This window comes from Mesorhizobium sp. M0136 (assembly GCF_040322515.1).
In the GTDB taxonomy this organism is placed as follows: Bacteria; Pseudomonadota; Alphaproteobacteria; order Rhizobiales; family Rhizobiaceae; genus Mesorhizobium.
In genome coordinates this window covers 141,237-167,307 of sequence record NZ_JAMYTP010000004.1, presented here as the reverse complement: position 1 = coordinate 167,307, position 26,071 = coordinate 141,237, and the positions used below count along the sequence as shown (strand labels likewise).

24 protein-coding genes are annotated in these 26,071 nt (G+C 60.9%); 7 read left to right on the top strand and 17 right to left on the bottom strand.

Annotation, left to right across the window (positions count from 1 at the left end; all coding sequences use genetic code 11):
• Window positions 1–28: 28 nt before the first annotated feature.
• Entirely contained in the window at window positions 29–1,192 is a 1,164-nt protein-coding gene (locus NKJ35_RS06280; protein WP_352645680.1) for a glycosyltransferase family 4 protein, read from the bottom strand.
• Between the two features lie 225 nt (window positions 1,193–1,417).
• Here NKJ35_RS06280 and NKJ35_RS06275 point away from each other — a divergent pair, with 225 nt between their 5' ends.
• Window positions 1,418–2,398, top strand: coding sequence for a glycosyltransferase family 2 protein (locus tag NKJ35_RS06275; protein WP_352645679.1), 981 nt, complete (start codon window positions 1,418–1,420; stop codon window positions 2,396–2,398).
• 29 nt (window positions 2,399–2,427) lie between these two features.
• On the opposite strand, the gene NKJ35_RS06270 is transcribed toward NKJ35_RS06275, so the two are convergent.
• From NKJ35_RS06270 to NKJ35_RS06225, 10 genes are all read right to left on the bottom strand, one after another.
• Window positions 2,428–3,123, bottom strand: coding sequence for a sulfotransferase family protein (locus tag NKJ35_RS06270; RefSeq protein ID WP_352645678.1), 696 nt, complete (start codon window positions 3,121–3,123; stop codon window positions 2,428–2,430).
• A 14-nt stretch (window positions 3,124–3,137) separates the two neighbouring features.
• Entirely contained in the window at window positions 3,138–3,917 is a 780-nt protein-coding gene (locus tag NKJ35_RS06265; RefSeq protein WP_352645677.1) for a sulfotransferase domain-containing protein, read from the bottom strand.
• 301 nt (window positions 3,918–4,218) lie between these two features.
• On the bottom strand, window positions 4,219–5,397 hold the full coding sequence (locus NKJ35_RS06260; RefSeq protein WP_352645675.1) for a glycosyltransferase family 9 protein: 1,179 nt from the start codon (window positions 5,395–5,397) through the stop codon (window positions 4,219–4,221).
• Window positions 5,387–6,571, bottom strand: a complete 1,185-nt coding sequence (locus NKJ35_RS06255) for a glycosyltransferase family 9 protein (RefSeq protein ID WP_352645674.1) — start codon at window positions 6,569–6,571, stop codon at window positions 5,387–5,389. Before NKJ35_RS06255 ends, NKJ35_RS06260 begins: the two co-directional genes overlap by 11 nt.
• A 9-nt stretch (window positions 6,572–6,580) precedes the next feature.
• Window positions 6,581–7,762 (bottom strand): glycosyltransferase family 9 protein, encoded by a 1,182-nt coding sequence (locus NKJ35_RS06250; RefSeq protein WP_352645672.1) that lies wholly within the window; start codon window positions 7,760–7,762, stop codon window positions 6,581–6,583.
• 6 nt (window positions 7,763–7,768) lie between these two features.
• Entirely contained in the window at window positions 7,769–9,556 is a 1,788-nt protein-coding gene (locus tag NKJ35_RS06245) for an ABC transporter ATP-binding protein (RefSeq protein ID WP_352645671.1), read from the bottom strand.
• Between the two features lie 236 nt (window positions 9,557–9,792).
• Window positions 9,793–10,335 carry a class I SAM-dependent methyltransferase gene (locus NKJ35_RS06240; protein ID WP_352645670.1) on the bottom strand — a complete coding sequence of 181 codons (543 nt, stop codon included), beginning with the start codon at window positions 10,333–10,335 and terminating at the stop codon, window positions 9,793–9,795.
• 394 nt (window positions 10,336–10,729) lie between these two features.
• On the bottom strand, window positions 10,730–10,981 hold the full coding sequence (locus tag NKJ35_RS06235) for a DUF6894 family protein (RefSeq protein ID WP_352645669.1): 252 nt from the start codon (window positions 10,979–10,981) through the stop codon (window positions 10,730–10,732).
• A 113-nt stretch (window positions 10,982–11,094) separates the two neighbouring features.
• A complete protein-coding gene (locus NKJ35_RS06230) occupies window positions 11,095–11,319 on the bottom strand; it encodes a hypothetical protein (RefSeq protein ID WP_254817282.1) in 225 nt (74 codons plus the stop codon).
• Between the two features lie 247 nt (window positions 11,320–11,566).
• Window positions 11,567–11,728 (bottom strand): hypothetical protein, encoded by a 162-nt coding sequence (locus NKJ35_RS06225; protein WP_352645668.1) that lies wholly within the window; start codon window positions 11,726–11,728, stop codon window positions 11,567–11,569.
• A 194-nt stretch (window positions 11,729–11,922) separates the two neighbouring features.
• On the opposite strand from NKJ35_RS06225, the gene NKJ35_RS06220 reads away from it, so the two are divergent.
• On the top strand, window positions 11,923–12,441 hold the full coding sequence (locus NKJ35_RS06220) for a hypothetical protein (protein ID WP_352645667.1): 519 nt from the start codon (window positions 11,923–11,925) through the stop codon (window positions 12,439–12,441).
• 241 nt (window positions 12,442–12,682) lie between these two features.
• Here the strand turns inward: NKJ35_RS06220 and NKJ35_RS06215 are convergent, their stop codons facing one another.
• Window positions 12,683–13,138 carry a DUF982 domain-containing protein gene (locus tag NKJ35_RS06215; protein ID WP_502904614.1) on the bottom strand — a complete coding sequence of 152 codons (456 nt, stop codon included), beginning with the start codon at window positions 13,136–13,138 and terminating at the stop codon, window positions 12,683–12,685.
• A gap of 101 nt (window positions 13,139–13,239) precedes the next feature.
• Here NKJ35_RS06215 and NKJ35_RS06210 point away from each other — a divergent pair, with 101 nt between their 5' ends.
• From NKJ35_RS06210 to NKJ35_RS06190, 5 genes are all read left to right on the top strand, one after another.
• The gene (locus tag NKJ35_RS06210) at window positions 13,240–14,301 is read left to right on the top strand and encodes a glycosyltransferase family 4 protein (RefSeq protein WP_352645666.1); all 1,062 of its coding nucleotides are present in this window, start codon (window positions 13,240–13,242) and stop codon (window positions 14,299–14,301) included.
• Window positions 14,302–14,346: 45 nt separating this feature from the next.
• Window positions 14,347–16,509: an amylo-alpha-1,6-glucosidase gene (locus tag NKJ35_RS06205; RefSeq protein ID WP_352478897.1), complete on the top strand. Its 2,163-nt coding sequence runs from the start codon at window positions 14,347–14,349 to the stop codon at window positions 16,507–16,509.
• Window positions 16,510–16,684: 175 nt separating this feature from the next.
• Window positions 16,685–18,466: an alpha,alpha-trehalose-phosphate synthase (UDP-forming) gene (locus tag NKJ35_RS06200; protein WP_352645665.1), complete on the top strand. Its 1,782-nt coding sequence runs from the start codon at window positions 16,685–16,687 to the stop codon at window positions 18,464–18,466.
• The gene (gene otsB, locus NKJ35_RS06195) at window positions 18,463–19,305 is read left to right on the top strand and encodes a trehalose-phosphatase (protein WP_352645664.1); all 843 of its coding nucleotides are present in this window, start codon (window positions 18,463–18,465) and stop codon (window positions 19,303–19,305) included. The genes NKJ35_RS06200 and otsB overlap by 4 nt, the downstream gene beginning before the upstream one ends.
• Window positions 19,306–19,431: 126 nt before the next feature.
• A complete protein-coding gene (locus NKJ35_RS06190) occupies window positions 19,432–20,889 on the top strand; it encodes an NCS1 family nucleobase:cation symporter-1 (RefSeq protein WP_352645663.1) in 1,458 nt (485 codons plus the stop codon).
• Window positions 20,890–20,918: 29 nt separating this feature from the next.
• Here NKJ35_RS06190 and NKJ35_RS06185 read toward each other — a convergent pair whose 3' ends face one another.
• From NKJ35_RS06185 to tpiA, 5 genes are all read right to left on the bottom strand, one after another.
• Window positions 20,919–21,458, bottom strand: a complete 540-nt coding sequence (locus tag NKJ35_RS06185) for a DUF1697 domain-containing protein (RefSeq protein WP_352645661.1) — start codon at window positions 21,456–21,458, stop codon at window positions 20,919–20,921.
• An 11-nt stretch (window positions 21,459–21,469) separates the two neighbouring features.
• The gene (gene pyrG / locus NKJ35_RS06180; protein WP_254817292.1) at window positions 21,470–23,098 is read right to left on the bottom strand and encodes a CTP synthase; all 1,629 of its coding nucleotides are present in this window, start codon (window positions 23,096–23,098) and stop codon (window positions 21,470–21,472) included.
• Between the two features lie 147 nt (window positions 23,099–23,245).
• A complete protein-coding gene (locus NKJ35_RS06175; RefSeq protein WP_352645660.1) occupies window positions 23,246–24,361 on the bottom strand; it encodes a L,D-transpeptidase in 1,116 nt (371 codons plus the stop codon).
• Between the two features lie 199 nt (window positions 24,362–24,560).
• Complete coding sequence (gene secG / locus NKJ35_RS06170) at window positions 24,561–25,013, bottom strand: preprotein translocase subunit SecG (protein ID WP_254817294.1); 453 nt, start codon at window positions 25,011–25,013, stop codon at window positions 24,561–24,563.
• Between the two features lie 162 nt (window positions 25,014–25,175).
• Window positions 25,176–25,943, bottom strand: coding sequence for a triose-phosphate isomerase (gene tpiA, locus NKJ35_RS06165; protein ID WP_352507308.1), 768 nt, complete (start codon window positions 25,941–25,943; stop codon window positions 25,176–25,178).
• Window positions 25,944–26,071: the final 128 nt, after the last annotated feature.

Genomic DNA, 26,071 nt, shown 5'->3' with positions numbered 1-26,071 from the left:
TACTAATCTAATTCAACAAAGTCGAAAATCATTTCAGATCAAGGCTTTCATACAGCGCCATCATTCGCTTGATCATGACATTGAAATTATAGTGTTCGGCCGCCGCTCTCACCCGGGCTCCGGTTTCAGGTCCTGACGCCAACTGCAGCGCGTAGGCGAGCGCTGCTGCGAGGTCACTTTCGCTGGCCGCATCGCAAACGAGCGTCGGCTCGAACCGCTCGACAAGCTCGCGTGCTCCACAGCCGGTGCTTACCACGACGGGCAAGCCGCTGGCCATCGCTTCGATGACCACTGTGCCGAAAGGATCATAGATGGAAGGCAGCACGGCAATATCGGCCGCGCCGTACCACGGCAGCATGTCTTTCTGCGGCCCCAGCATCTTGAGCCGTGCGCCGAGACCGAGCCTGTTACCGGCCTGCCTGAAGGCGTTGGCGCGCGAATCGTGGCCGATGACCCACAATTCCGGCTCGCCATCGAGCGTGGCGACAGCCTTCATCAGTGCAAGCAGTCCTTTTCGCGCAAAGCCCGAGCCGACAAACAGGACGACCCGCCTGTTTTCGTCGACGTCGAGCCGCGCGCGGACCGCGGCCCGATGCTGTTGGCGCAGCTGCGGATTGAAGCGGTCGAGGTCCACCCCGTTGGGAATATGGTGCACATTTTCGGCCGGATAATCATAGTGACGGACAATGTCCTCGGCGACCATCTTCGAAATCGCTATGACAGCTTTGAGCCGTGGGCTGGCATAGGTTGCGCGCTCGAGGCGCAGCGTCTGGCGGTGAAAGGGGCTCAGCGCCATTGCCGCCCTGCCAAGCCGCGTCTCGAAACGCCGCCGTTCGGCAAGATAGGCGGCATGAACGCCCTCCCCGGCCCGGAAAACATCGCAGCACGGGAGGCGATCGTTGCTCTGCACCAGCGCCGGTGGCATCTCGGCGATCTTGCGGCAGGCGGCTTGAGCAAAGGACGCCGCCCGCAGCGAACGCGGAAAGCGGCGGCCGGCGCAATGGATGAATTCTATGCCTTCATAGCGCGGCCAGTCGCCGGAGAGCACGGCCACCGGCCGCTGACGCGCGGCAAATGCAGCCATGATGTTTTCCAGCATGATCTCGCCGCCGCCAAAGGGCGCATAACGCTGGCGCACGAACAGGATCGGCCTGTCGAATTGATTTTCGATGCCACGAATGCCGGCATGCATGGGGTCAGGGCTCCGGCCTTGTTGCCATCTGACGATGTCTATAGAGGCCAGCGCGCATCGGCAACAGTTGGAAAGCTCATTCGCGGAACTCAGAACAGGCCTGTGTCCATTGTCCGCGACTGCTTGCGATTTGCCTGACGGTGCTGCATGTAGAAATTAACTGCAAACAGCGGATCAGCGCCAGCTCCAGCCGGGTAGTGACCGCTATGAGGGGGAATCGACGGCTTGAGCAAAGCAACCTGGCCCGCCATTGTCCGCCGGACGATTACCGACACCGCCATATATCGGCTGAGACGCACCTTCGGAAGGCGGGCAGAAGTGTCATCGCTGCGGCCGATAACGCCCCTCAAAGTGAATGACCTGCCTTTGATCCTCGTCATCCGCAACGAGGCGGACAGGCTACGCCCGTTCCTGAAGCACTATCGCGAGCTCGGCGTCACCAGATTCGCCGTCCTCGATGATCGCTCGACCGACGGAACAGCTGAGCTTCTGGCCGAGCAGCCAGATGTCGATCTATTCAGCTCGCCGCTCACCTATTCTCAGTCGGACCTGGGAAATCTTTGGCGGCAGCGTCTTGTGCAGATTTATGGTCAGCCTCGCTGGTATCTGACCGTCGATGCGGACGAATATCTTGTCTATGACGGCATGGATCAGAATCCGCTCGGCGCGATGGCCGCCTGGCTCAAGCGGCGCGGAATGACACGCCTGCTGGCGCCGATGATCGACATGTATCCGAGCGGAAACATCTGGGACGTACCCTTCGATCCCATCGTGCCGCCATGGCAGGTTGCGGACCATTTCGACGGCAGCGGCTATGAGGTGACGAGGAGCCCCCGGCATCTCAAGATCACAGGCGGCCCGAGGACCCGGCTTTTCGCCAGGCAGCACAAGTTGACCAAGTTTCCTCTGATATATGTTGATCGCCAGACGATTTTTACGTCGATTCACGCACCGCTGCCCTACTGGCGAAACTATATAAAGGGATTGGCCGGCCTGCTTCATTTCAAGTTCTTCGCGGATTTCAACGACAAGGCGCAGGTCGCGGTGGCGGAAGGTCAGTATTGGAACGGCGCTTCCAAATATCGCCAGTATCATGAGGTATCGAGCGGTAAAGCCGCTCTCAGCGCGATGAGCGAACAGTCAATGCTGTACGAAGGCGCTCACAGCCTATTCCAAACGGGTTTGATCGACAAAATTGATTGGTAGACGGCACTCCAGCAGATGCCGAACCAACATCATGCATAACCGAACGCTTTCATGAGCTGGGCACCTCGTCCTTGTACCAGGTCCTGTAACTCGGCGTTTCCAAGTTCGGAGCGCCATCTCCCGCTCCCGTCATAGATTGGCTGATTGATCTGTTGGTTCCGGAGCACCTCGTGTGGCGTCTCGACGCTGGCGTCGGTCGGCTTGAACCATTGCTGCGGGTTCTTGTGGTAGTCGAGGAGATCCGGGCTGAAGGTCACATCAAGAAAGCCGCATATCTGCTCGACGACTTTGGCCGGATTCTCGACCAGATCCTCATAGCGATAGATCAGCACATCCGGCTTTCCCCGTTCCGCGAGAACCAGCGCATTATCGTTGATCCAGCGGTCGAGAGCCTCCTTTGGGTCGTCAAGTCGTTTGGTCAGCGACGCCACGACGTCGCGCCCATCTCGCACCGGCATGATGAAACGCGCGCCGGGCACGAGCCGACGAATGCGGGCCACACGGCGGATATGCCGCGGTGTCTTTTCAAGCAGCACCTTCTTTCCAGCCTCGCGCGCCGCCCGCTTCAGTTTCCAGAAGCGGAACATGGCCAGTGGCGTCCACTTGAAGAAAATGTTGGTTTCCTGGAGCGGCAGGTAGACGTCAGGATGCGACGCAAGGATCGTTGCAATCAACGTCGTCCCGCTATGGCCGCAGCCGCAAATGAATCCGGTCCGCATCACCATGTCGGCAATGCCCCCTAACCCAAGGCGACCCGGGCGCGGTTATCGACGCGAGCATAGCACAAGCCGTTCGTGCTAAAGACCTTGTCCAGCTTCTCCCAATATTCGAACTGGGCCAACTGCTCGTCACAATAGGCCACGTCGTTCTCGGAAAGATATTCGCCGTAACCGCCTATCTTACCCTTGCGCACCTTGAAGCTTTCGGGATCATTCGCATCGCGCGGCTGTAATATCTTGCCGTATCGATCGGACAGATCACCGGTCGATTCACTCACTTTCATCTTGTCGAAGGTTCGGTTGTTCGCCACGTCGACAAGCGTCTGATCGTCAGCTTGCTGGTTCAGGAATCCAAGGATCGCGCGAAGGACACCAGCCGTATCCCGATGCATATCTTCATATTGAAGATACCGGATTTCGCGCATCCGGGGCATGGCTGCGAACCATTGCAGATTGAACCTGATGATCTTTTCAATCCCATGATTGTCGCTTCTGATAAAATCACTGAACGATCCGGCTGGAAGCATGTGGCGCTTCTGAACCTGAAAGTACCCTGAGACCACCGTATCTCTTGGGTCGCGAACAAGCATTATTGTTCTTCTCTTCTTGTATCGAGATTTATTCTCCTTGAGGCTCGATTTTGGTCGAAGTAACTTGTGGTCGGTTCCGTCGTGAATGTATTGAACTTCAACCCCGAGATCGTCCAGCATGACACGCAGCCACGTGCGCCCTGATTTTGGAAAGGATACGATAAGAGGAAGAGCCGGCGCTTTGGCCTGGAAAAATTTTAGAAAGGACATGGGAGAGACCTCCTTTAGATTATCAGAGCTGGCGCCCGAACCGCTGCCGGCCAGACCAACCCCATTACTGGGCGCCTAAGCCTACGGCTGATTCGAACACAAGGCAGAAATGCCGGCAAGAATTGCGATCCTCTGCGGGGCGAATTGGCCTTTACTATATCCCGGTTCGGAATGCCTTATGTTTTTTGGCCTGTTGCGACGAGTGTTCGACACGGGCGCTCCATTCAGCGATCCGTCGGCCGAACGCTTAATGCGGATCGCGTCGATGCGTATTCAGTGACGCGCTTTCGGACGACATGCACTAGCCACTCACTTTTGTGATCCATGGCGCCAGGATGGCCTCGGCCTCGCTCATCACCACGGACCAGGAGCGTTCCCGTTTCGAGACCAGCACGGCCGATGGATAGTAGGGCGTGCGGCCGCCCTCGACCGGCCAGGAGCGCTTGAAGCCGTCGCCCAGAATGAAAACCGAGGGGATGCCGAGCGCGCCCGCCAGATGCGCTCCGGTATTGCTGATGGTCACCACGGCGTCCATCGCGGCAACCTGCGCGGCGAAAAGGTCCATGTCGACGAGCTGATCGACCGATCTGTCATGAAGAATGCGCTCCGGCTCACCGTCGGTCAGGATCTTTAGATCGGTCTCGATCTGGCCGTACTGCAGCGAGACGAACCGGAGGTCCGGGCGGCCGATCAGGTTTCGCCAGGCGGCAAGCGGCGGCAGGTCTTTGCCGGGATTGGAGCTGCCCCATGCGATACCGACCAACGGCCGCCCTTCCTTCTGGTAGCGGGCGCGAAGTTCAGCGACCCGGGCCGGATCCGGCTTAAGGGGCACGAAATGCTCGCGGATCGTTGCCTCGTCGGTCTCGAAAACGGCAGTCAGATGCTGGACGCCGGCGAAGGCCTGCGCCTCGGCATAGACGGCCTTGCCGCCAGCGCCGACCGGCCGCACATCGGCAGTCGGAAAAGTGCGTTGAAAGAGCGGTACCAGGCGGCGCTCGACCAGGACGATCGAATGGGCGGCGCGCGCCAGGGCACAGCCGACGGAGCTCGCATGATGGATCGCGGTGGCCAGACCCTGCTTTTCGGTTTCCATCAGATCGATCAGCAGTGTCTGGCCAGAAATATCCTGGCCCAGCCACTCGCCATCGACGCGGCCGTTGACGATGTGGCGTCGTGCAATCCTGAGTTCGGCGGCTGCGCCATAGGCGCCCATCCGCATCAGCGCCTTGCTGAGCTCGTCGATCAGGTGGACCTCGCCCCTCGATTTTGCAATGGATCCAAGAGCCAGGGCTTTCGGCAGTGCCGCCAGCCAATCGCGGGACTCGACGCTTCGCCGATAATCCGCCATCTGATCGGCAATGTCGCCGTCACGCCAGCGAAGGAAGAGCTGCCGCCGGTGACGTCGGAACCAGACCTTGTATTTGTAGCCTGCAAGCGCGACAGCGCGGCGCAACCGGCCGAGAAGTAGGCTACCTTCCATCGCCAGCTCCGCCGATGATTTGCATGAGGCGTCCGCCTGCTTCCTGCACTGCCGACGCCCAGGCTCGGCCGCCTTTTCGGACCAGTCGAACGCTCGGATATGCGGCGACGGTCTCGCCGAAGGCAGGCCAGGACAGTCGAAACCCGTCGTCGAGCATGACAACCGTCGGCACGCCGAGCGCTCCGGCCAGATTGGCACCGGTATTGCTGATCGTCACCACCGCGTCGAGTGCCGCGATTTGGGCGGCAAAGCGGTCCATGTCCGTCAACTGGTCGACGGAAGCGTCATGGATGATGCGCCCGGGCGCATGGCGCTCGAACTCAGAGAGGGCCGGCCCGACATCGCCATATTGCAAGCTGACGAGGCGCCCCGGCAGGCTGGCGAACAGCGTCCGCCAGTCGTCCAGGGCCGGCAGATCCTTGCTCTTGTTGAGGCTTCCCCAGGCAAATCCGATCAGCGGACCTGGGCCGCCATCGAGATAGGTGCCGCGCAGCTCGGCAACCAGTCGGCGGTCCGGCTCCAGCGGAACGAAGGGCGCGCGTGCCGCCGGGTCGTCCGGCCAGAAATGCTTTGCGAGTGTCTCGAACCCGGCAACGACATCGGCGTCCACTGCCGCCATGTCCTCTTCCCCTTCAATCCTGACATCGAGCGCAGGATATGTTCTGCGATAAAGCGGTGCCAGTCGCGGCTCGACGAAGACGATGCATCGACCGGCAGCCGCGACGACTGGACCAAGCAGCGACGCGAACTGGAAAAAGATTGCCAGGTCGCCTTCGCGACGATCGACGAGAAGCGTGCGACCCGCAAGATCACTGCCATCCCAATCGGGTCTGCCGCGCTGCTTGCTCGCCGCCATCAGCTGCCAGATGCGATTTCCTCCGTCGAGACGCCTCAGTCCGCGCCCCGCTTTCTTGATCAGGCCGAGATCGCCAAGCTGCTCACCAAGCGCGCCAAGCGCCAGTGCATGGTCGCGAGCAGTTTGCCAGTCACCACGCTGCACGCTTTCCTCCATCAGCCTCATATGCCTTTCGGCACTTTCGTCGGCGTGGCGCGAGGGACGTCTAAGAAGTTCCTTTGCCCGCTCGAGAACCTTCTGCAGCCGCTTGCCGACGGCGCCCTGCGGGCGCAGATCGGCGGTTTTTGCTTTCTGAAGGATGGTTCGTCTGTTCTGCACGGCGATGTTCTATCGTCCTCGGGGAGCGTCGGAAAGCGTCGTCAGGATCGATGAGAGCCGCCGGCCGGCCTCGTCGAGCACCAGCGACCAAGTGAGCCCCTCCTTGCGAATGACAATGCCCTTCGGATACCAGGGTGTCCGGTCGCCGGTCACCGGCCATGCCGTCTGAAAATTATCGTCGATGAGGAAAACAGTCGGCACGCCAAGGGCTCCGGCAAGATGGGCTGCCGTATTGCTGATCGTCACGACAGCATCGAGTGCGGCGACCTGTGCCGCGAAACGGTCCATGTCGACCATCTGGTCGACGCCGTCGTCAAAGATCAGACGCGCGTCATTGCCGTTGCGAAGGCGCCGCAACGCCGGCTTGATCTGTCCGTACTGGAGCGAAACGAATGTCGCTTGTGTCTGGGCGATGAACCGTGCCCATTCAGGAAAATCAGGCACGTCCTTGGTGTGGGATTTGCTGCCCCAGGAGAGGCCGACCAGCGGCAGATCCGTCATCGAGCGATAGCGCTTGCGGAATGTCTGGACGTGTTCAGGATCTGCCCGCAGCGGCACGAAGTCGGCAGCAAGCTTTTCGGCATCGCGTCCGAACACCCAGGCGAGATCTTCGAAAGTCGCATGTTTGTTGGCGACCACATCCCGCTGCGCCGGTACCACGGTCGCCTTCGGGAACGTTCGCTGCAGAATTGGTACCAGGCGCGGCTCGACCCGGATTGTTGCGCTTTGCGCATAGGCAGCGGCAGCGCCGGCCAGTCGCGCGTGGCGGATAACCCGGCCAAGGCTGCGCGGGTCATCCTCCACAAGGTCGATCAGCAGTGTATCCGATCCGAGATTCTCGCCGGTCCACTCGTTCGCGCTTTTCCCTTTCCGCAGCCGGCGAGCGGAAAGCCGAAGCTCAGCTGCCCGCGCAAAGTTGCCAAGCCGTTCGAATGCCTGGCCCGCCTTCTGCATCAGCTCCGGGTCGCGATTATGATCGGCCGCGACAGCTATCTCATTGGTACCGGCTTCAAGGCCTTTCCAGTCCCTGCGAACGATCAGGGCCTCAACCTTAGCTTGCAGCTCAAGAATGGACTGCGGCTGCTTGGGACCCGAAAACAACCTGCGCACCGCCTTTTTGTACCGGCGCACCTGAAGGCCCAGTCCACCAATCACATACCGGACATAGGAACCGTGATAAAAGCTGGTCATCGGCCTTCAGCGCAATACGCTCTGCCGCAGCTTTTTGCCGCTTTCGACCATCGGATCGGGCGTCTCCAGGTGGAATATCGAACGATATATCTCGCTGTGCTTGGCAAGCTGGTCATGCGTTCCAGCATCGACAAGCTGTCCGGCGTCAAACACGAGAATACGATCGGCCGCCTTGATTGTGGACAGCCTGTGCGCAATGCAGATCACTGTGCGCTGAAATGTGTTGTCGAAGGCTGCCTCCATGACTGCCCGTTCGTTTTCACCGTCAAGCGCCGATGTCGCTTCATCATAGACGATTACCGCAGCATTCTTGAGCAGGGCGCGTGCGATGGCGACGCGTTGTTTCTGCCCGCCCGACAGATTGGTGCCGCTCGGCCCGACAAGCGTGTCGAGCCCGTTTTCGAGCGCCGAAGCAAAGCTGGTGACCCGGGCGAGGTTCGCAGCGGACTCGATTTCCTGATCCGTGGCGTTCGGGCGGCCGTCGCGAATGTTGTCGCGGATCGAGCCTTCGAACAGGAAGACGTCCTGTGACACCAGTGCGATATTGTCGCGAACGTCGGCCAGGCTGATCTTCGAAATGTCCTTTCCGTCGATCAGGATCCTGCCCTTGTCCGGCTCCATCAGGCGTAGGATCAGATTGACGATGGTGGTCTTGCCGGCGCCGGAGCGGCCGACGATCGCCAGCTTCTCACGAGGTCGCACGTCGAAGGAAACACCCTCGAGCGCGGGGCTGTTGCCGTCATAGGAAAAGGCCACATCTTCAAAGCGGATACCACCATCGACGTCGGCCAGGCGCTCGCCCGCGATTGCGAGTCGCCGCTGCTCGGGAGTGTCGATCAAATCATACATCTGTTCGACGGCGACCATTTGCTTCTGGATGTCGACATTGACCCGGGCCAACCGCTTGGCAGGCTCATAGGCAAGCAGGAACGCGGTAATGAAGGCCATGAATTCGCCGGGCGTCTTGCCGTTGCCGAGGGTCTGCCAGCTGGCGTACATAACGAAAAGCCCGATGATCACGCCGCCGCCGGTCTCCATCAATGGGCTCATCAATGCTGACGTCCGGTTGATCTGGATGCCACGTCTTTCCATCTTGCGGACGGCCTTTGCAAAGCTGGCAACCGCCTTGTCCTCGAGCTGGAAGGACTTGATGGTGCGGATGCCTTCGACGGCTTCCGTGCCGATCGACTGGACCTGTGCGGCCAATTCCGTCTCGCCCCTCGCCAGCGCCTTGAGCTTCCTGGTTATCGCGCCGACTGACAGGAACAGCATCGGCAGAACCGCCACGGATATTAGCGACATTACCGGGTCCTGCTTGACCATGACGCTGGCCAAGGCAATCAGGGTCAGCAGATCAGAGACGGCGCTGCTCGTGAGGGTGAGAATAACGGTCGCCCCGGCGCGCGCGTTGAACATGATTTTGGAGATAAATTTTGCCGGATGCTGGTTCGCGAAACGGCTGATGTCGAAATACACCATTCGGGAAAATTGACGGTTTTGAAGGTCTGAAACGATAGCCCGGCGAATCTTCCCCGTGGTGATGGTCTGGCAGTAGGCAGCTATGCCCTTCACCAGGAAAATGCCGATGATGACGACGCTGATACCCGATACAGCGGCAGCGTCTCGCTCGACATAGATGGTGTTGATCATGACTTTCATGATCCAGGCCGCTGCCCCGGTCGCCGCAGCAGCAGCGATCGAGCACAGCAAACCTGTCAAATACAGCATCTTGTGCGGCGGCAGATTTTCGCCAATCAGACGCTTGATCAGCGGATATGCTGGGGCAGTTGACACTCGTTTCTTTGCAATCATCTCGTCGCCGCCCGTTGCGATCCCGTCCGGTCTTCGTGTTGTCTTGAAGCGCGAAACGGTTTCGGTCACCTGTCTGTGGCTTCGTTCCCGACCGCAGTCAATGCCGAACCGGATCCTTGCACGTCATCGGCTTGCGACCGTCGGTTCCTCGCGTACGAGCATAGCGGACCCAGCCACGCGGCTCTTGCGCCATTCGCCGTCGGCGGCGCTATGCCCGGTCAGTGTTTCCCGAGGACCATGAGATGGCTTCCAAGAGGCGAGGTGTGATTGCTTTTGATTGAAAAGCCCACATCCGAAAGCACCGCGATCATCTCTCTATCCTTGCCAGGAGGAACGCGGGCAACGATCGTTTGAGCACGCCTGGCGATATCGCACAGCACGCGTCGCGCCTTATCCGCGCCGAGGCTCCATTGCATGTGATGGTAGACCGCCAGCAGCATGACGATGTCATACTGCGGTTGGAGAACATTTTGCAGCTTCCGGCTGCCAAGATCGAGACAATCGAACCGGCTTTGAACCGGACAACCCAGGAAGATCATCCTGGCCGTCTCGATATGCGGCTTGAGAATGTCGATCCCATGGATCGAAGTCGGTCCTAGCTTGGATATCTCATAGGCGACAACACCCATGTTGCAGCCAACATCGAGAATGGATTTCCCGGCGTAGTCGACCTCTGCTGAGAATAGGCCGTCCAGTCGGTCGTCCCACGTTCCCTTGAATCTCTTTTGCTTATTTGACCACCACAAATCATTGTTCTCCAAAAGAGGCGCCGGACTGGTTTCCTTGACGGAGGACGACTGTGCGCTGGGCCTTGGCGCCGGACCAGTTGCTGGCGCGCAAACGACACTGTCCAGGACGTCCTGTAAACGTAACCGCGGGAGAAAGGAACTCCTGATCACAGCATCCTGCGAAGACGTTTCGGGAAGTTGACGAACACCAGCCCGACAGATCGACACATCGGTTGGAAACCGCAATGTCGCTTGGCGCCCCCTACCCGGGCCCTGCCCTCGAGTTCCTGAAACGTACGCCCTTTCGGCAAGGCAAGCCATGTTTGTTCTTGCTTTGTGCCGGCAGCTATGCTACTAATTTACCTATGGTGCTGATTTGCACCAACGACCGTCTTGCCGCGAGATGCGGTTTTTCAGCCAGGCTCGATCAAAGCTCGCCCGCATTGCCGGGCTTTTTGGCCAAATCAAGGTCGAGCGCCAGCTTCCGGTTCTCGTCGCAGATTTCGAAGAAAAGACCTGTCAGGACTGGGCTGCCGCTGAGCAGACCCTCGGCCAGGATTTCCTTGGCCGAAGCCATGGCGTTGTCCTGGGCGGCAGACAGGCCATCCAGCTCCTGCCCCTCGAAATCTTCCGTCAAGCGGCCGTCATTGTTTCGGAAATGAAAAAAATATCTCGGCATGCCTGCTCCGGATGGTTGGTTTATGTCGTCGCGAGCGGTCTCAGGAACAGCGTTGGATTCGTACAGGACAGCACTGTACGATTTTGACATCGGGATTCATGGCATTCAGGCCTTCATGCGTCAGGTCGATCGAACAGCACCCCCAGCCCATGTTCGAACGCACATGCCGCAATCATGTCGTCCAGGGCTTTTCCGGAGACCGGGCAATTCGGCATGACAGCCATGATCGCGATCTCAGCCGCTGCGGTAGAAACCTCATCGTGGCGCCTCTTCCTGGTCTCGATATATTGCTCGATCAGAATTTTCAGGCGCCGCGCTGCAATCTCGTCGACGACCATCGTTCTCCCTCGATTCGGCACAATGTCCGTCTTCCGGGTGAAAGGTCCGCTGCCATTGGGTAGCAGCGGACCACTCGGCTGGGTGACCCAATGGCCCGAGGCGGGGTCTCGGACCGTCACACAATAGCTTCGAGAGGCCACTCGTTCCACAGAACGCTGTCGTTGGTAATTTTCGTACACTGAGCATTGCCGCCGTCAGTCTGCGGCCGTGGGATTTTTGGGCTATGCCGCGTCGCCGGGTACCGGATCAGATCCGGCTTTGATAGCTGTAGATGCCTGCGCCGATAGCGACCGCTCCGACGGTGATCAGAATCGATGGCACCCCCATCGACGTCGCGACGATCCCCCAGACGATGGCGACGGCGATTGCGCCGGCAGTTCCCAGGACCAGTCTAAGCCGTTTCGACATTATCCATTCCCCCAAAGTGCATCTCTGGCCTTTTCCGGTCGAAATACCGCAATGCGGCACCATTGTCTGCCCTTCGTTCAACTTTCTATGCCGCCCCTGAGCCCGACCGCTGAGAACGCGTCGTGCGCAAGCTCATCGGCGTCATCGTTACGCTCACGACCATTGCCGCAGTCTAAGGCTTCTTCCTGCCGCTGATGTTCGTCTATCTGTGCTCCACACTGGGTTCGATCCTTGCCGGGCTTGAACAACCGTATCAGCTCGACATCATGCGCTGGCACGCTTTTGCAATCGATCTCCTGTTCATGGTGGATGTTCTTGTCGCGATCGTCAGCTATATCTTCACGCTGTGCGTACTCGACAACCATATCCGCAGCGTCGAGCCCGCCGTGTTCGGCTGGCTGATTTGTCTTGCCTGTTATGAACCCATCAACACCGCCACCCGTGCCTACCTGAACTACGAAACGGGCGCCAACTGGAAGGCGGTGATCCCCTCACCGGCGCTCCAAGTTTTCTGGGGATCGGCTGTCCTCTTCTGCATCTTGATTTTTGTCTGGTCCACCGTGAGCTTTGGCCTGAGATTTTCCAATCTCACCAATCGCGGAAATCATTACCAGGGGACCGCATCGCTGCATCAAGCATCCGGCCTATGTTTCGAAGAACCTCTCCTGGTGGCTGATCTCCGTACCTTTCCTCACCGCCGCAGGACCCGCTGAAGCGCTACGGCACTCCGCACTCCGCCATCCTGCTCGGACTCAACGCCTTCTACGCACTCCGCGCCATCACCGAGGAACGCCATCTGTCACGCGACCCCGCTTACGTTGCCTATTGCGATTACATCGCCGAGAACGGTGCTGTAGCCCAGCTCAAACGCCTGTTCGCAAAAGCGCATCGGTCGCCGATCGGGCGCTCCGGCTGAATGCCACCCGTGCTCTGACGATCAGCGGCAGTTGGCGCCTATCGCCTCAACGCGTGATCGCGATGCCGATCCTCGCCGCTCATCGGCAACGGCCGATCGCCCTCGAGCAGGCGGGTGATCCGGGCAAAGCCGGTAAAAGCCTTTCGCGCTTCCTCGGCCGACATCCGGCCGGCCATGGCCGCAGCGCAGCAATTCACGGCGCACTGGTAAACGGGCCCGCGCCGCCCGGCCGGCCATTTTCGCAAGAATGCCATTGCTTCGGCAACGCTGTCGATCTCCTCCACGGGCTGTCCCTGTCCGCGCAAAATCCGCACGGGTGAAAAGAATTGCAAGCGGTCCATCATTTCCTCCCCGTCGACCGGATGCGTGCGATCGAACCCCACTAAACTCGCGAACCGGGCTTTGGTTCCCGGCAAAGAGGGCTTGGCTTGGAAAATGTTGGCCGGACCAGACGAGCAGCGGTGGAACGCCCGGCAGGCCCAATTGCCTGACATCTTGCCCCAATTGGATGACATCTTGCTATGGTACGGGAACGTTAGCGCGGCTGATGCATTTCGATGCCACGAGCAGTCTTTTTTGAGGGAAATGCCAAAACATGAGAATAGCCCATGTGGCGCCGCTCCATGAATCCGTGCCACCCCGGTTCTATGGAGGGACGGAGCGCATCGTCTCCTATCTGACCGAAGGATTGGTCGAGCTTGGCCATGACGTGACCCTGTTCGCCAGCGGCGATACCAAGACATCGGCAAAATTGGTGGCGTGTCGCGAGCGCGCGCTCCGTCTCGATCCGCGCCCGCACAAATCCGAAACCGCGGCGCATCTCGCGATGCTCGCCGAGGTGAGGAACCGGGCGCAACAGTTCGACATCATCCATTTCCATCTCAGCCACTTCCTGCATTTTCCTTTCTTCGAACACATGCCTGACCGGACGGTGACGACACCGCATGGCAGGCTCGACTATGTCGACCTGGCCCCGGCCTACGAACGTTTTCCGCGCTTTCCGATGATCTCGATTTCGCGCAGCCAGAGAACCGGCCTACCCAAGGCCAATTGGCTGGCGACCATCCATCACGGGCTGCCGATCAATATCTACGAGCCGACTTTCGAGACGGATACGGACGAGCCGTATCTGGCCTTTCTCGGCCGGCTGTCGCGCGACAAGCGCCCGGACCGTGCCATTGAGATCGCCTTGCGTTCCGGGCTGAAACTGAAGGTTGCGGCAAAGATCGGCGATGACGACCGCGCTTTTTTCCACAGCACGGTCGAGCCGCTGATCGACGGCGACCGTGTCGACTACATCGGCGAGATCGAAGAGGACAGAAAAGCGGAATTCCTCGGCAAGGCGGCCGGCCTGCTGTTTCCGATCGATTGGCCGGAGCCGTTCGGTCTTGCCGCGATAGAGGCTATGGCCTGCGGCACGCCGGTGATCGCCTGGAAATGCGGTGCCCTGCCGGAGATCATCGACCACGGCGTGACCGGTTTCCTTGTCGATTCAGTCGATGCTGCTGTCGCCTCGATACCGGAATTGCTGCGCCTCGACAGGCGACAGGTGAGAGCCGTATTCGAAAACCGTTTTTCTGCCACGAGAATGGCCCACGACTATGTGACTACCTATGCGCGCCTGATCGGCACTCCCGGTGAAGCGAGAGCGTCCTGATCGGCGTCATTGTGGACGGAAACGAAACGACAGAGCTTGTGACGTATGAATCAACTCGACGAGCGTAAGCTTGATCCCGCCGTAGCCCTTGCCTCGCTCGACGAGGTTGCGCCCCGGGAGCCGCACCGACTGTTCGCCCTCAAGCAAGGCGACTGCTTCGCGGTGGCCGACGCTTATGGCGACATCCGCGGCGCCGGCGACGGCTTTTTCCGAGACGACACGCGTGTGCTTTCGGAATTCCGGCTGACGATCGGTGGCCGGCAAATGTCGCTGCTGGGCGCATCGCTCAGCCAGGACAATGTGCTTTTCACCTCGAACCTGACCAATCTGCCGATCCAGAGTGTCGGTGGCCGCGACATTCCGCAGGGCGCGATCCACATAGAACGCGTCAGGCTGCTTTGGCAGGACCGGCTGTTCGAGCGCATCACACTTTCCAACTACAGCCAGGAATCGTCGGCCATTCGGGTTTCGTTGCATTTCGCAGCAGATTTCCGCGACATGTTCGAGGTGCGCGGTTCGACCCGGCTCAAGCGCGGAATAGCCCACGCCGCCGAGACCAGTCCGACATCCGTGGTGCTTCGATATGACGGGCTGGACCAGCTCGTGCGCCTGTCGGCGATCTCGTTCTCGCAGGCGCCGGACAATTTGACCGCCAGCCGCGCGGATTTCCTGGTTGCGGTGACGAAGCGCAGCAGCGAGGTCCTCTATATCGAGGTCGGCCCGGAAGTGGCGGAAACACCCGACCGTGACCGTTTTCGGGCTGCCGCCGCCCGCGCTCGCTTCGGCATGCGCGCCAAACGCCGCCACGGCGCGACGGTGCACAGCTCCGGCCGCGTCTTCAACGACTGGATCGAACGCGCGCGCGCAGACGTGGCGTTGCTGACCACCGAGCTTGCAACCGGACCTTACCCCTATGCCGGCATACCCTGGTTCTCGACGGCGTTTGGCCGTGACGGGGTGATTTCCGCACTGCAGATGCTGTGGTTGAATCCTGGGTTGGCGCGCGGCGTACTTGCCTTTCTCGCCCAGCATCAGGCAACCGAAACGTCGCCGTTCAGCGATTCGCAGCCGGGCAAGATCATGCACGAGACCCGCAAGGGCGAGATGGCGGCGCTGCGGGAGCTCCCGTTCGGCCGCTATTACGGCGGTGTCGATACCACGCCGCTCTACATTCATCTCGCTTGCGCCTATGCGGATCGTACCGGCGACATGGCGTTCGTCGACAGCCTGTGGCCATCGCTCTGTGCAGCGGCCGAATGGACGGAGGAGACAAGCCGCGCGACCGGCTTCGTTACCTACCAGCGCGGCGCCGAGACCGGCCTCGCCAACCAGGGCTGGAAGGACAGTTTCGATTCCGTCTTCCATGCCGATGGCCGCATGCCCAAGGGGCCGATCGCCCTGGTCGAGGTGCAAGGCTACGTCTTTGCCGCGTTCCGTGGGCTGGCGGCGCTCGCCCGCCGCCGCGGCGAGGACGACAAGGCCGATCATTGGGAGGAACGCGCCGAAACCATGCGCGCCGCGGTGGAACGCCATTTCTGGATGGACGATCTCAATTTCTATGCACTGGCGATCGATGGTGCAGGCGAGCTCTGCAAGGTACGGACGTCGAATGCCGGCCATCTTCTCTATGTCGGGCTGCCCGAGCCGGAACGGGCGCAGATGGTCGCCGATCAGCTGCTCTCCGCGTCGTTCCACTCTGGTTGGGGAGTGAGGACGCTGGCCGACGATGCGATTTTCTTCAATCCGATGTCCTACCACAATGGCTCGATCTGGCCGCACGACACCGCCATGTGCGGTGCCGGCCTGGCACGTTACGGCGTGCGCGACAGCGTGGTCCGGCTGATGAGCGGCACGTTCGAATCGGCTGTCCATTTCAACATGCGGCTGCCGGAACTGTTCTGCGGCTTTACCCGGTCGCCGGGCGAAGCGCCGATCGCCTATCCCGTCGCGTGCCTGCCGCAGGCCTGGTCGGCGGGATCGGCCTTCATGCTGATGCAGGCCTGCCTTGGCCTCGAAATCGACGGCTGGAAGAGCGAAATCCGGGTCACCCGCCCAAGGCTGCCGATCGGCATCGACACGCTGACATTGCGGCATCTGGGTGTCGGCTCGACGGTGGTCGACCTCACATTCCAGCGTGTCGGCGACCGGGTCGTCGCCTTTCTCGCCGATCGGTATGAGGGGATGGTGCCGCTCATCGTGCGCACTTGATGCCGCCGCGCTGCGACGCATCGAAATGATGCCCGGCATTGCAATCGTCCGGAACCGATAGCCTCTTTGTGCGTTGCAAAATGGGCAGCGGGGGATGCTGTCGTCGTCACACGGCAGCGAACCAGAAAAACAAATAGAAACGGCTATCGGCCGGCCGGAGGCGAGATCACATTCGATGTCAGATTATACTGTAAACCTGCTCTGGGTTTTGCTGATTGCAAGTTTTGGCTTTTCCGCTTTTGCCATTCTCCTATCGATATCCCGCCAGCGCCGCGGCCGCGCAACGGCGGCCGCATACACGCCGAGCGAGGATGTCGCGTCGGAAGCGGCACGCAAGGTGCTGCGCGAGTTCGAAAAGAACGGCCAATCGGCCGATGCGGCACTCGTCACGTGGTCGCCCGACACCTTGCGCAAGATCCTGGCCGATGACCTGCCGGACGCACAGGTCATCGTCGTGTCCAACCGCGAACCCTACATCCACAACATCAAGGATGACGGCGTGCAACTTTTAGTGCCGGCCAGCGGGCTGGTTTCGGCACTCGAGCCCATCACCCGCGCCTGTGCCGGCACCTGGATCGCCTATGGCGGCGGCACGGCAGACCGCCTCACAGTCGACAAGGACGACCGGGTGCAGGTGCCGCCAGGCAATCCGTCCTACACGCTGCGCAGGGTCTGGCTGACGGAGGAGGAATATCAGGGCTATTATCTGGGTTTCGCCAATGAGGGGCTATGGCCGCTTTGCCATATCGCCTTCACCCGCCCCGTGTTTCGCGCCTCGGACTGGGACGCCTACGAGGCCGTCAACCGCAAATTCGCCGATACGGTGGTTGCCGAAGCCCGCAACGAACGGCCGATCGTGCTGGTGCAGGACTACCATTTTGCGCTGCTGCCGCGCATGATTCGCCAGCGCCTGCCGGACGCGATAGTCATCACCTTCTGGCATATCCCCTGGCCCAATTCGGAAGTGTTTAGCATCTGTCCGTGGCGTGAGCGGATCCTGGAGGGACTGCTCGGCAGTTCGATCATCGGCTTTCACACCCAATTCCATGCCAACAACTTCACCGAAAGTGTCGACCGCTTTCTGGAGAGCCGGATAGAACGGGCAGACGCGGCAATCTCCTATGGTGGGCAGACCACATTGGTCCACGCTTATCCCATTTCCATAGAATGGCCGGCCCAATTGCTGGCAAAACTGCCGTCTGTCGAGGAGTGCCGCGCCCGTGTCCGCGACAGATTCGGCCTGTCAGCGGATACCAAACTGTGCATCGGAGTCGAGCGCCTCGACTACACGAAAGGCATTCTCGATCGCTTCCATGCCTTGGACGAATTGTTCACGAAATATCCCGAATGGATAGGCAAGGTGGTTTTCCTGCAGATCGCGGCGCCGAGCCGGGGGACATTGCCCGCCTACCAGCAACTCCACGACGAATGCCGCCGCTATGCCGACGAGCTCAACCGACGCTATGGCAGCGAGACATACAGTCCTATCCTGATGGTCGCCGAACATCATCGGCAGGAGCAGGTCTACGAGGTCTATCGCGCCGCCGACATCTGCATGGTCACCAGCCTGCATGACGGCATGAACCTTGTCGCCAAGGAATTCGTCGCAGCGCGCGACGACGAACAAGGCGTGCTTTTGCTCAGCACCTTCGCCGGTGCCTCGCGCGAACTGCTGGAAGCACTGATCGTTAACCCCTACGATGCGGCCATGATGAGCGAGGCGCTGTTGCAGGCGCTGACGATGACGCCGGAAGAGCAGCACGAACGTTTGCGGCCGATGCGCGAGATGGTCCGCGACAACAATGTCTACCGCTGGGCCGGCAGCATGCTGCTGGACGCCGCGCGCCTGCGCAAACGCGGCGATCTCGACAGGGTGACCGGAACCGGCGAGCGCCCGCCATTGAACACCAACAACGTCATCTCGATGTTCGAGCGGGCACGGAAGGCAGCATCGTGAAAAGCTTTGAACAACCGCCGGCTTTGAACCTGCCGCTAGGGCAATGGGCGCTCTTCCTCGACATCGACGGAACCTTGCTGGAACACGCTGCCCATCCCGACGCGGTGTTTGTCGGCGAGGAATTGCGCAATCTGCTTGGACGCATCGAGCGGGGGCTGGATGGTGCGGTCGCTTTCATCACCGGCCGATCGATCCCCGCCGTGGACAAGCTGTTCCATCCGCTGAAGCTGCGGATCGCCGGACTGTATGGGCTGGAGCACCGGCTGACGCCGACCGGTCCGATCGATACCGCCGACGCGCCGGCCGACATCGCCGCCCTTGCCGACGAGATCGAGGCCGAACTGGGCAGCGGCAAGGTCTATGTCGAGCGCAAGGGGCCGGTCCTTGCCGTTCATACAAGAGCAGCACCGCAACTGCTTGCGCCCGCAATCCAGCTCGTCGAACAGGCATTGGCCCGGCTTCCGAAGGGTTATCGGGTGCTTCCGGGAAACGCCGGCGTCGAGCTCATGCCCCTGGAAGCCGTCAAAGGTGCAGCCATCCGGCGTTTTATGGACATTCCGCCCTTTGTCGGCCGGCGGCCGATATTCCTCGGAGACGATACATCGGACGAACACGGTTTCGAGGCGATCAATGAAATTGGCGGCATCTCCATCCGCGTGAAGCCGAACGGGCCGACGGCCGCAAACTATGCCCTCGACGACGTGACCGGCGCAATAGCCTGGCTCAAGGCCAGTTTCGAGACATCGGCGGTCTCCGGTGCTCGACCGGCCGACAAGCAGGCAGAGACCGAATCAAGGGCGAAGATCAACATCGCAGCCACGGCATCGTCCGGCCGATAAGCGCGGTTCTCATTGAATGTCTTTAAGGCCAAAGCCGGCAAATCGTCTGCTTGCCGGTTCCCCTGCGTCAGGCTTAACCTGCTGCCATCCGTGGAGGCGCGTGCCATAACGAGGGAGGACATAGCAATGACCATACAAGGCGCATCACCGGACCTGTACAATGACGATCTCGCCCCGGCGAAGGTTCGAAACTGGGGACCGTTCTCGATCTTCAACGTCTGGACGTCGGATGTCCACAGCCTGTGGGGCTACTATCTGGCGGCCAGCCTGTTCCTGTTTTGCGGCGGCTTCGTCAACTTCATCATCGCCATCGGTATCGGTTCGCTGATCATCTATGCATTGATGAACATGGTCGGCTATGCCGGCGTGAAGACCGGGGTGCCCTACCCTGTCCTGGCGCGTGCCTCCTTCGGCATCTGGGGCGCCAACATACCGGCGCTGGTGCGCGCCATCGTCGCCTGCTTTTGGTACGGCGCGCAGACGGCGGCTGCCTCAGGCGCGATCGTAGCTCTGCTGATCCGCTCGCAATGGTTCGCCGACTTCAACCAGAGCACACATTTCCTCGGCCACTCCGGGCTCGAGGTGATCTGCTTCGCCGTCATCTGGGCGCTGCAGCTCCTGATCATCCAGAAGGGCATGGAAACGGTGCGCCGCTTCCAGGATTGGGCCGGACCGGCGGTGTGGGTGATGATGCTGATCCTGGCCATCTATCTTTGCATCAAGGCAGGCACCTTCGCCTTCACCAGCGAGATCCCGATGGATGTGCTGCTGGAAAAGACGAAGGACGCGGGCGTGCCGGGCACGCCGGGCTCCTGGACCTCGCTGTTTGCGGTGGCGGCTATCTGGGTGACCTATTTCTCCGCCCTCTATCTCAACTTCTGCGATTTCGCCCGCTATGCGCCGGACAAGGCATCGCTGCGCAAGGGCAACATCTGGGGCCTGCCGGTCAATCTCATCCTGTTCTCGCTTGTCGCCGGCGTCACGACGATCGCCGCCTTCGACGTTTATGGCGAAGTGCTGCTGCATCCCGACCAGATCTCGGCGAAGTTCGACAGCTGGTTCCTGGCGGCGCTCGCAGCGCTGACTTTTGCGGTGGCGACGCTCGGCATCAATGTGGTGGCGAACTTCGTGTCGCCAGCCTTCGACTTCTCCAACGTCTTTCCACGCCAGATCGACTTCAAGAAGGGCGGTTACATCGCGGCGTTGATAGCGCTTGTGCTTTATCCCTTCGCGCCCTGGGAAGGCAGTGCTGCCTCCTTCGTCAACATCATTGGCGCGACGATGGGGCCGATCTTCGGCGTGATGATGGTCGACTATTACCTGATCCGGAAGGGCGAGGTCGACGTCGAGGCGCTCTACAGGGAGAATGGCGAATTCCGCTTCCAGGGCGGCTGGCATGTCAATGCCTTCATCGCCGCCGGCATCGGCGCGGTCTTCTCCTCGATCCTGCCCAACTTCACCAGTCTGCTGCCGTCATGGTGGGGCGTCTATGGCTGGTTCTTCGGCGTGGCAATTGCCGGCGTCATCTATTACGTGCTGCGCACGATGGCACTCGGTGCCGGAGCCAGGATAGCCAAGGCTTGAGCGATTCGGGGCGGCGCAAGCCGCCCCGTTCATTCTGCGACCATCTCGGCCAGGCGGCGTACGGTGTTCCAGTTGCGCGAGGTGCCGATGCCCAGGCGTTTGTGACTGACCGCTGCAAGCAGCCGCGAACTCGGCGTCTCGCGGGAAAAGACGATCCAGATGTCGCCGCCGACAATCCGCAGCTTCTCGCCCTTGCCGGCATAGGCCTCAAGCGCCGCGGCGGCCTCGTCGCGAACGGGCGCCCGCATCACGCGCACCGCCACCTGGTCCGCGGCCTCAGCCGATTCGGCTGGGAACGGATTGCCGGCCGCCAGCTTCAGCCAGCCGTCGGCGCGGCGCACGACGATGTCGACGTGGCGGCCGAAAGTCTTTGCGAACGCCGCCTCCAGCCGCTGCTCCAACGCCGCAAGTTCTGCTTCTTGCGCCTCGAAAACAAGATTGCCGGTCGCCACCAGCGTGCGCGGGTTATTCAGGCCCAGGCCTTCGGCCATAGCCTTCAGATCGGACATGACAACCCGCCGCCCCTCGCCCAGGACAATGCTGTAGAGCAGCGCGGCGTAAGTTTGCATGGGCGGCTAGTCTAGACCAGCCGCGACTGCTCTACCGCCGCCTCGATGAAGCTGGCAAACAGCGGGTGTGGATCGAGCGGCCGGCTTTTCAGCTCGGGATGGTACTGCACGCCGATGAACCAGGGGTGGTCTGGATATTCGACCGTTTCCGGCAGCACGCCATCCGGCGACATGCCGGCAAACACCAGGCCGCAATTCTCGAGCCGCTCCTTGTAGTCGACATTGACCTCGTAGCGGTGACGATGGCGTTCGGAAATCTGGGTATCGCCATAGATCTCAGCGATCTTCGATCCCTTGGCGAGGTCGGCCTGGTAGGCACCGAGCCGCATGGTCCCGCCAAGGTCGCCGGTTTCCCTGCGCTTTTCCAGCATGTTGCCCTTCAGCCATTCGGTCATCAAGCCGACGACCGGCTCCTCGGTCGGGCCGAACTCGGTCGATGATGCGTGCTCGACGCCGGCCAGCGAACGCGCCGCCTCGATGCAGGCCATCTGCATGCCGAAGCAGATGCCGAAATACGGCACCTTGCGCTCGCGCGCGAACTTCGCCGCCAGGATCTTGCCCTCCGAGCCGCGCTCGCCAAAACCGCCGGGGACGAGAATGCCATGGACCTTCTCCAGCCACGGCGCCGGGTCTTCCTTCTCGAATATCTCGCTTTCGATCCAGTCGAGCTTGACCTTCACCCGGTTGGCGAGGCCACCATGCGATAACGCCTCGATCAGCGATTTGTAGGCGTCCTTGAGGCCGGTATATTTGCCGACGACGGCAATGGTCACTTCGCCTTCCGGATTGTGGATGCGGTTGGACACCGCTTGCCACCGTTCCATGCGCGGCTTCGGCGCCGGATCGATGCCGAAGGCGGCCAGCACTTCCGAGTCGAGCCCTTCATTGTGATAGGCCATCGGCACGTCGTAGATGTGCGGGACGTCGAGCGCCTGGATGACGGCGCTTTCGCGGACATTGCAGAACAGCGACAGCTTTCTGCGCTCTTCCTTGGGGATCGGCCGGTCGGCGCGGACCAGCAGTATGTCGGGTGCAATGCCGATGCCGCGCAACTCCTTGACCGAATGCTGCGTCGGCTTGGTCTTCAGTTCGCCTGCCGTCGGAATGTAAGGCATTAAGGTCAGGTGGACGTAGACGGCGTTGTTGCGCGGCAGGTCGTTGCCGAGCTGGCGGATCGCCTCCAGGAACGGCATCGCTTCGATGTCGCCGACGGTGCCGCCGATCTCGCACAGCACGAAATCGTAATCGTCATTGCCGTTGAGGACGAAGTTCTTGATCTCGTCGGTGACGTGCGGAATGACCTGCACGGTGGCGCCGAGATAGTCGCCGCGCCGCTCGCGCTCGATGATGTTCTTATAGATGCGGCCGGTGGTGATGTTGTCTTGCTGGTTGGCCGAGCGGCCGGTGAAGCGCTCATAATGGCCAAGATCGAGATCGGTCTCGGCCCCGTCATCGGTCACAAAGACTTCGCCGTGCTGATAGGGCGACATCGTGCCGGGATCGACATTGAGATAGGGATCGAGCTTTTTGATGCGTGCGCGATAGCCCCGCGCCTGCAAGAGAGCCCCAAGGGCCGCCGCAGCAATGCCTTTTCCAAGTGAGGAAACCACGCCGCCTGTGATGAATACATATCGCGCCATGGGAGTCATCGCTTAACGCGGCCGAATTGATTCCGCCAGAGAAAAAACCGCCGCGAAGGCTTTTTCCCAAGAAGGCGCTCTGGTCGTTGGCGTATCAAAACAAAAGGGCCGGCGAGGCCGGCCCTTTTGGCACGATCTGTCAAAGCGTCAGATGATGACGACTTTGGTGCCTACTTTCACCCGGCGGTAAAGGTCCATGACGTGCTCGTTGATCATGCGGAAGCAGCCATTGGAGGCGCTGGTTCCGATCGACTGCGGCGCGATGGTGCCGTGAATGCGCAGGTGGGTATCCTTCTTGCCGTCGTAAAGATAGATGGCGCGCGCACCGAGCGGATTGTCGCCGCCGCCGGGCATACCGTCCTTGTATTGGCCATAGTGCTTGGGTTCGCGCTTTTGCATATCCAGCGTCGGAATCCAGCGCGGCCATTCCTGCTTGTCGCCGACGGCAACCGTACCCTTGAACTGCAGGCCTTCCCGGCCGACCGCGATGGCATAACGGCGGGCGGTTGACGATGATTCGACGAGGTAGAGACGGCGAGCGCTGGTATCGATGACGATGGTGCCCGGGTTGTAGCCAGTGAATTCGACCTCCTGCGGCACGAATTCCGGCTTGACCTTGAACTGCCGCTTGGCCTGCTTCCTTTCGAGTGCGGCGTCGAGCGCGCGTGTTTCCGGAAGCAGCGACATTGACGACGAAGTTGTGCCGCCGAACAGTCCCGCGAACAGCCCGACGCTCTGCGGCTTCTGCCCCACCGGTTCGCTGCGCAACTCGCCATTGTTGCCGGTCAGGGCAACGTTCATGGCCTCGGTCGGGATCGGCTCGGCCGACTGGATCGGCGCAATCGGTTCGATGATGTTGAGGGTCTTCTTCTTCTTGGCTGGCGTAGCGTCAGCCACCTTCGCCGCCGCGAGCGGCTGGCTCTTCTTGGCAAGGAATGCCTGCCGTTCCGCATCGGCTTTGGCTTTCGCCGCCTCCCGCATCGCCAGCTTCCTGGCTTCGAGTGCTTTGGCGCGAGCGGCTTCCTTGTCGGCTGCGATCTTGGCTTCGATCTTGCGGATCTGCGCAAGGTCGTCCGGCGTCGGATCTTTCTTCTTCTTGAGAAGCTTCAATTGCGCCGCATCGCTTTTGGCAGCGACGTTGACGACGTCGGTTGTTGCTGCGGCTTTATGGGCCGAGTTTGCCGTCGGCATGGCCGCGTAAGCGGGCGCACCTAGGCTGAGCACGGCACAAAGGCCGGCAAAAATGAAGCTGCGAAGCTGCATGGGGAAGATCCGATCGTTCAATGCTTGTTGCCCACGGCATCGCCCGGCGCCCCCCAAGGACGCCGAGAATGCCGCGTGCAACCTATAATCGATTAGCCGGAAGCGCCTCAAGCGCGCGGTGCGGTCGAATCTTCGTGATCGTGCGGCATTTGCCGCGACTGTGTTCAAACGACAACAGATCGCGGCATAAGATGCCCGATTACTGGTTGGGGACCTGCGGCGTGGCCGGCGCGGTGGCGCCGTTTGTCGCTGGCGGCGTCGCCGGAGCGGTTGCCGGCGGCGTCGTTGCCGCGCCATTGCCGGACGGCGGGGTCGGCGCCGTGGTGCCCGAAGGCGGCGTCGGCGTCGTGGTTCCGGGCAATTGGTTGAGTACGCCCTTGCCTGCCCCGTCCGAGGTCGCCGGCACGCGATCGAGAATGTCGATCGGCTTCTCGCCATAGCGCGCTACGATCGACAGTGTCAGCGAAGTGACGAAGAAAGCTGCGGCCAGGATCGCCGTCGCCCGCGTCAGCGCATTGGCGGCGCCACGCGCGGTCATGAAGCCCGATCCGCCGCCGATGCCGAGGCCGCCGCCTTCGGAGCGCTGCAGCAGCACCACGCCGACAAGCGCGAGCACGACCATGAGGTGGACGACGATCAGTACGGTTTCCATAATTTATCCTGGCAAGGCCTGGTGCGGCCGCTGATTTGGAGGCGGCTCAATACAATGCTTTGACGGCATTTCCAAGCCCGTGGCCGGAATATGGGAAGCAATGCGTCCTTTGCAACGATTTCGGCGCCGGCCGTCCGCTCAAATGCAGCAAGCAGCCTTGTATCAAGCGATGTTTCGATAGGCTTCCGCGATGCCGAGGAAGTCCGCCGCCTTTAGGCTGGCGCCGCCGACCAGCGCGCCATCGACATTCCTGACGCCTAGCAACTCGACGGCGTTGGACGGCTTGACCGAGCCGCCGTAGAGAATGCGCATCTTGGCCGCCGTATTGCCGAGCTTCCGGGCCAGTTCTTCGCGGATATGCGCATGTGCCTCGGCGACGTCGGCGGCGGTCGGGGTCAAGCCGGTGCCGATCGCCCATACCGGCTCATAGGCAATGACGGTGTTGGAAGCCGTGGCGTTTGGCGGGACCGAGCCAGCGACCTGGCGCGACAGCACGTCGAGCGTGGCTCCTGCTTCGCGTTCGGCTCTTGTCTCACCAATGCAGATGATGGCCACCAGCCCGGCACGCCATGCGGCGGAGGCCTTGGCCTGCACTAAGGCATCGTCCTCCTTGCGATCGGCGCGGCATTCGGAATGGCCGACAATGACATGGCTGGCTCCTGCATCCTTCAGCATCTCGGCCGAAATGCAGCCGGTATAGGCGCCGCTTTCCTCGGTGTGGCAATCCTCTCCGCCGGCCCGCACCGGTGTGCGCGACAGAATCTCGGCGGCGTGCGCAAGTAAGGTCGCCGGCACGCAGAGCACCGCTTCGGTCTCGGCGTCGAGCCCGCTCATGAAGCCGTTGCCGATCATCCTGAGCTCGTTGAGCGAGGCGCTGGTACCGTTCATTTTCCAGTTGCCGGCGACGAGCGGGCGGATTCCAGGCGTCATGGGATTGTTTCTCCGGGCAATTTCCAGCTGGCCCTCACTATCAAAATCAGGCCATAAAGCAATCGACAGTGAGCAGGAAGGGCGCTATTGCGCTTGTTTCAGACTCGGCGCATGCGAAATGCGCAAAA

Excerpts from the sequence above, each read along its gene's own strand:
- NKJ35_RS06280 (WP_352645680.1), bottom strand. The coding sequence starts at position 1,192 with ATGCATGCCGGCATTCGTGGCATCGAAAATCAATTCGACAGGCCGATC.
- NKJ35_RS06270 (WP_352645678.1), bottom strand. The coding sequence starts at position 3,123 with ATGGTGATGCGGACCGGATTCATTTGCGGCTGCGGCCATAGCGGGACG.
- NKJ35_RS06265 (WP_352645677.1), bottom strand. The coding sequence starts at position 3,917 with ATGTCCTTTCTAAAATTTTTCCAGGCCAAAGCGCCGGCTCTTCCTCTT.
- NKJ35_RS06260 (WP_352645675.1), bottom strand. The coding sequence starts at position 5,397 with ATGGAAGGTAGCCTACTTCTCGGCCGGTTGCGCCGCGCTGTCGCGCTT.
- NKJ35_RS06250 (WP_352645672.1), bottom strand. The coding sequence starts at position 7,762 with ATGACCAGCTTTTATCACGGTTCCTATGTCCGGTATGTGATTGGTGGA.
- NKJ35_RS06235 (WP_352645669.1), bottom strand. The coding sequence starts at position 10,981 with ATGCCGAGATATTTTTTTCATTTCCGAAACAATGACGGCCGCTTGACG.
- NKJ35_RS06230 (WP_254817282.1), bottom strand. The coding sequence starts at position 11,319 with ATGGTCGTCGACGAGATTGCAGCGCGGCGCCTGAAAATTCTGATCGAG.
- NKJ35_RS06225 (WP_352645668.1), bottom strand. The coding sequence starts at position 11,728 with ATGTCGAAACGGCTTAGACTGGTCCTGGGAACTGCCGGCGCAATCGCC.
- NKJ35_RS06220 (WP_352645667.1), top strand. The coding sequence starts at position 11,923 with ATGTTCGTCTATCTGTGCTCCACACTGGGTTCGATCCTTGCCGGGCTT.
- NKJ35_RS06215 (WP_502904614.1), bottom strand. The coding sequence starts at position 13,138 with ATGTCAGGCAATTGGGCCTGCCGGGCGTTCCACCGCTGCTCGTCTGGT.
- NKJ35_RS06210 (WP_352645666.1), top strand. The coding sequence starts at position 13,240 with ATGAGAATAGCCCATGTGGCGCCGCTCCATGAATCCGTGCCACCCCGG.
- NKJ35_RS06205 (WP_352478897.1), top strand. The coding sequence starts at position 14,347 with ATGAATCAACTCGACGAGCGTAAGCTTGATCCCGCCGTAGCCCTTGCC.
- NKJ35_RS06200 (WP_352645665.1), top strand. The coding sequence starts at position 16,685 with ATGTCAGATTATACTGTAAACCTGCTCTGGGTTTTGCTGATTGCAAGT.
- NKJ35_RS06190 (WP_352645663.1), top strand. The coding sequence starts at position 19,432 with ATGACCATACAAGGCGCATCACCGGACCTGTACAATGACGATCTCGCC.
- NKJ35_RS06185 (WP_352645661.1), bottom strand. The coding sequence starts at position 21,458 with ATGCAAACTTACGCCGCGCTGCTCTACAGCATTGTCCTGGGCGAGGGG.
- pyrG (WP_254817292.1), bottom strand. The coding sequence starts at position 23,098 with ATGGCGCGATATGTATTCATCACAGGCGGCGTGGTTTCCTCACTTGGA.
- NKJ35_RS06175 (WP_352645660.1), bottom strand. The coding sequence starts at position 24,361 with ATGCAGCTTCGCAGCTTCATTTTTGCCGGCCTTTGTGCCGTGCTCAGC.
- secG (WP_254817294.1), bottom strand. The coding sequence starts at position 25,013 with ATGGAAACCGTACTGATCGTCGTCCACCTCATGGTCGTGCTCGCGCTT.
- tpiA (WP_352507308.1), bottom strand. The coding sequence starts at position 25,943 with ATGACGCCTGGAATCCGCCCGCTCGTCGCCGGCAACTGGAAAATGAAC.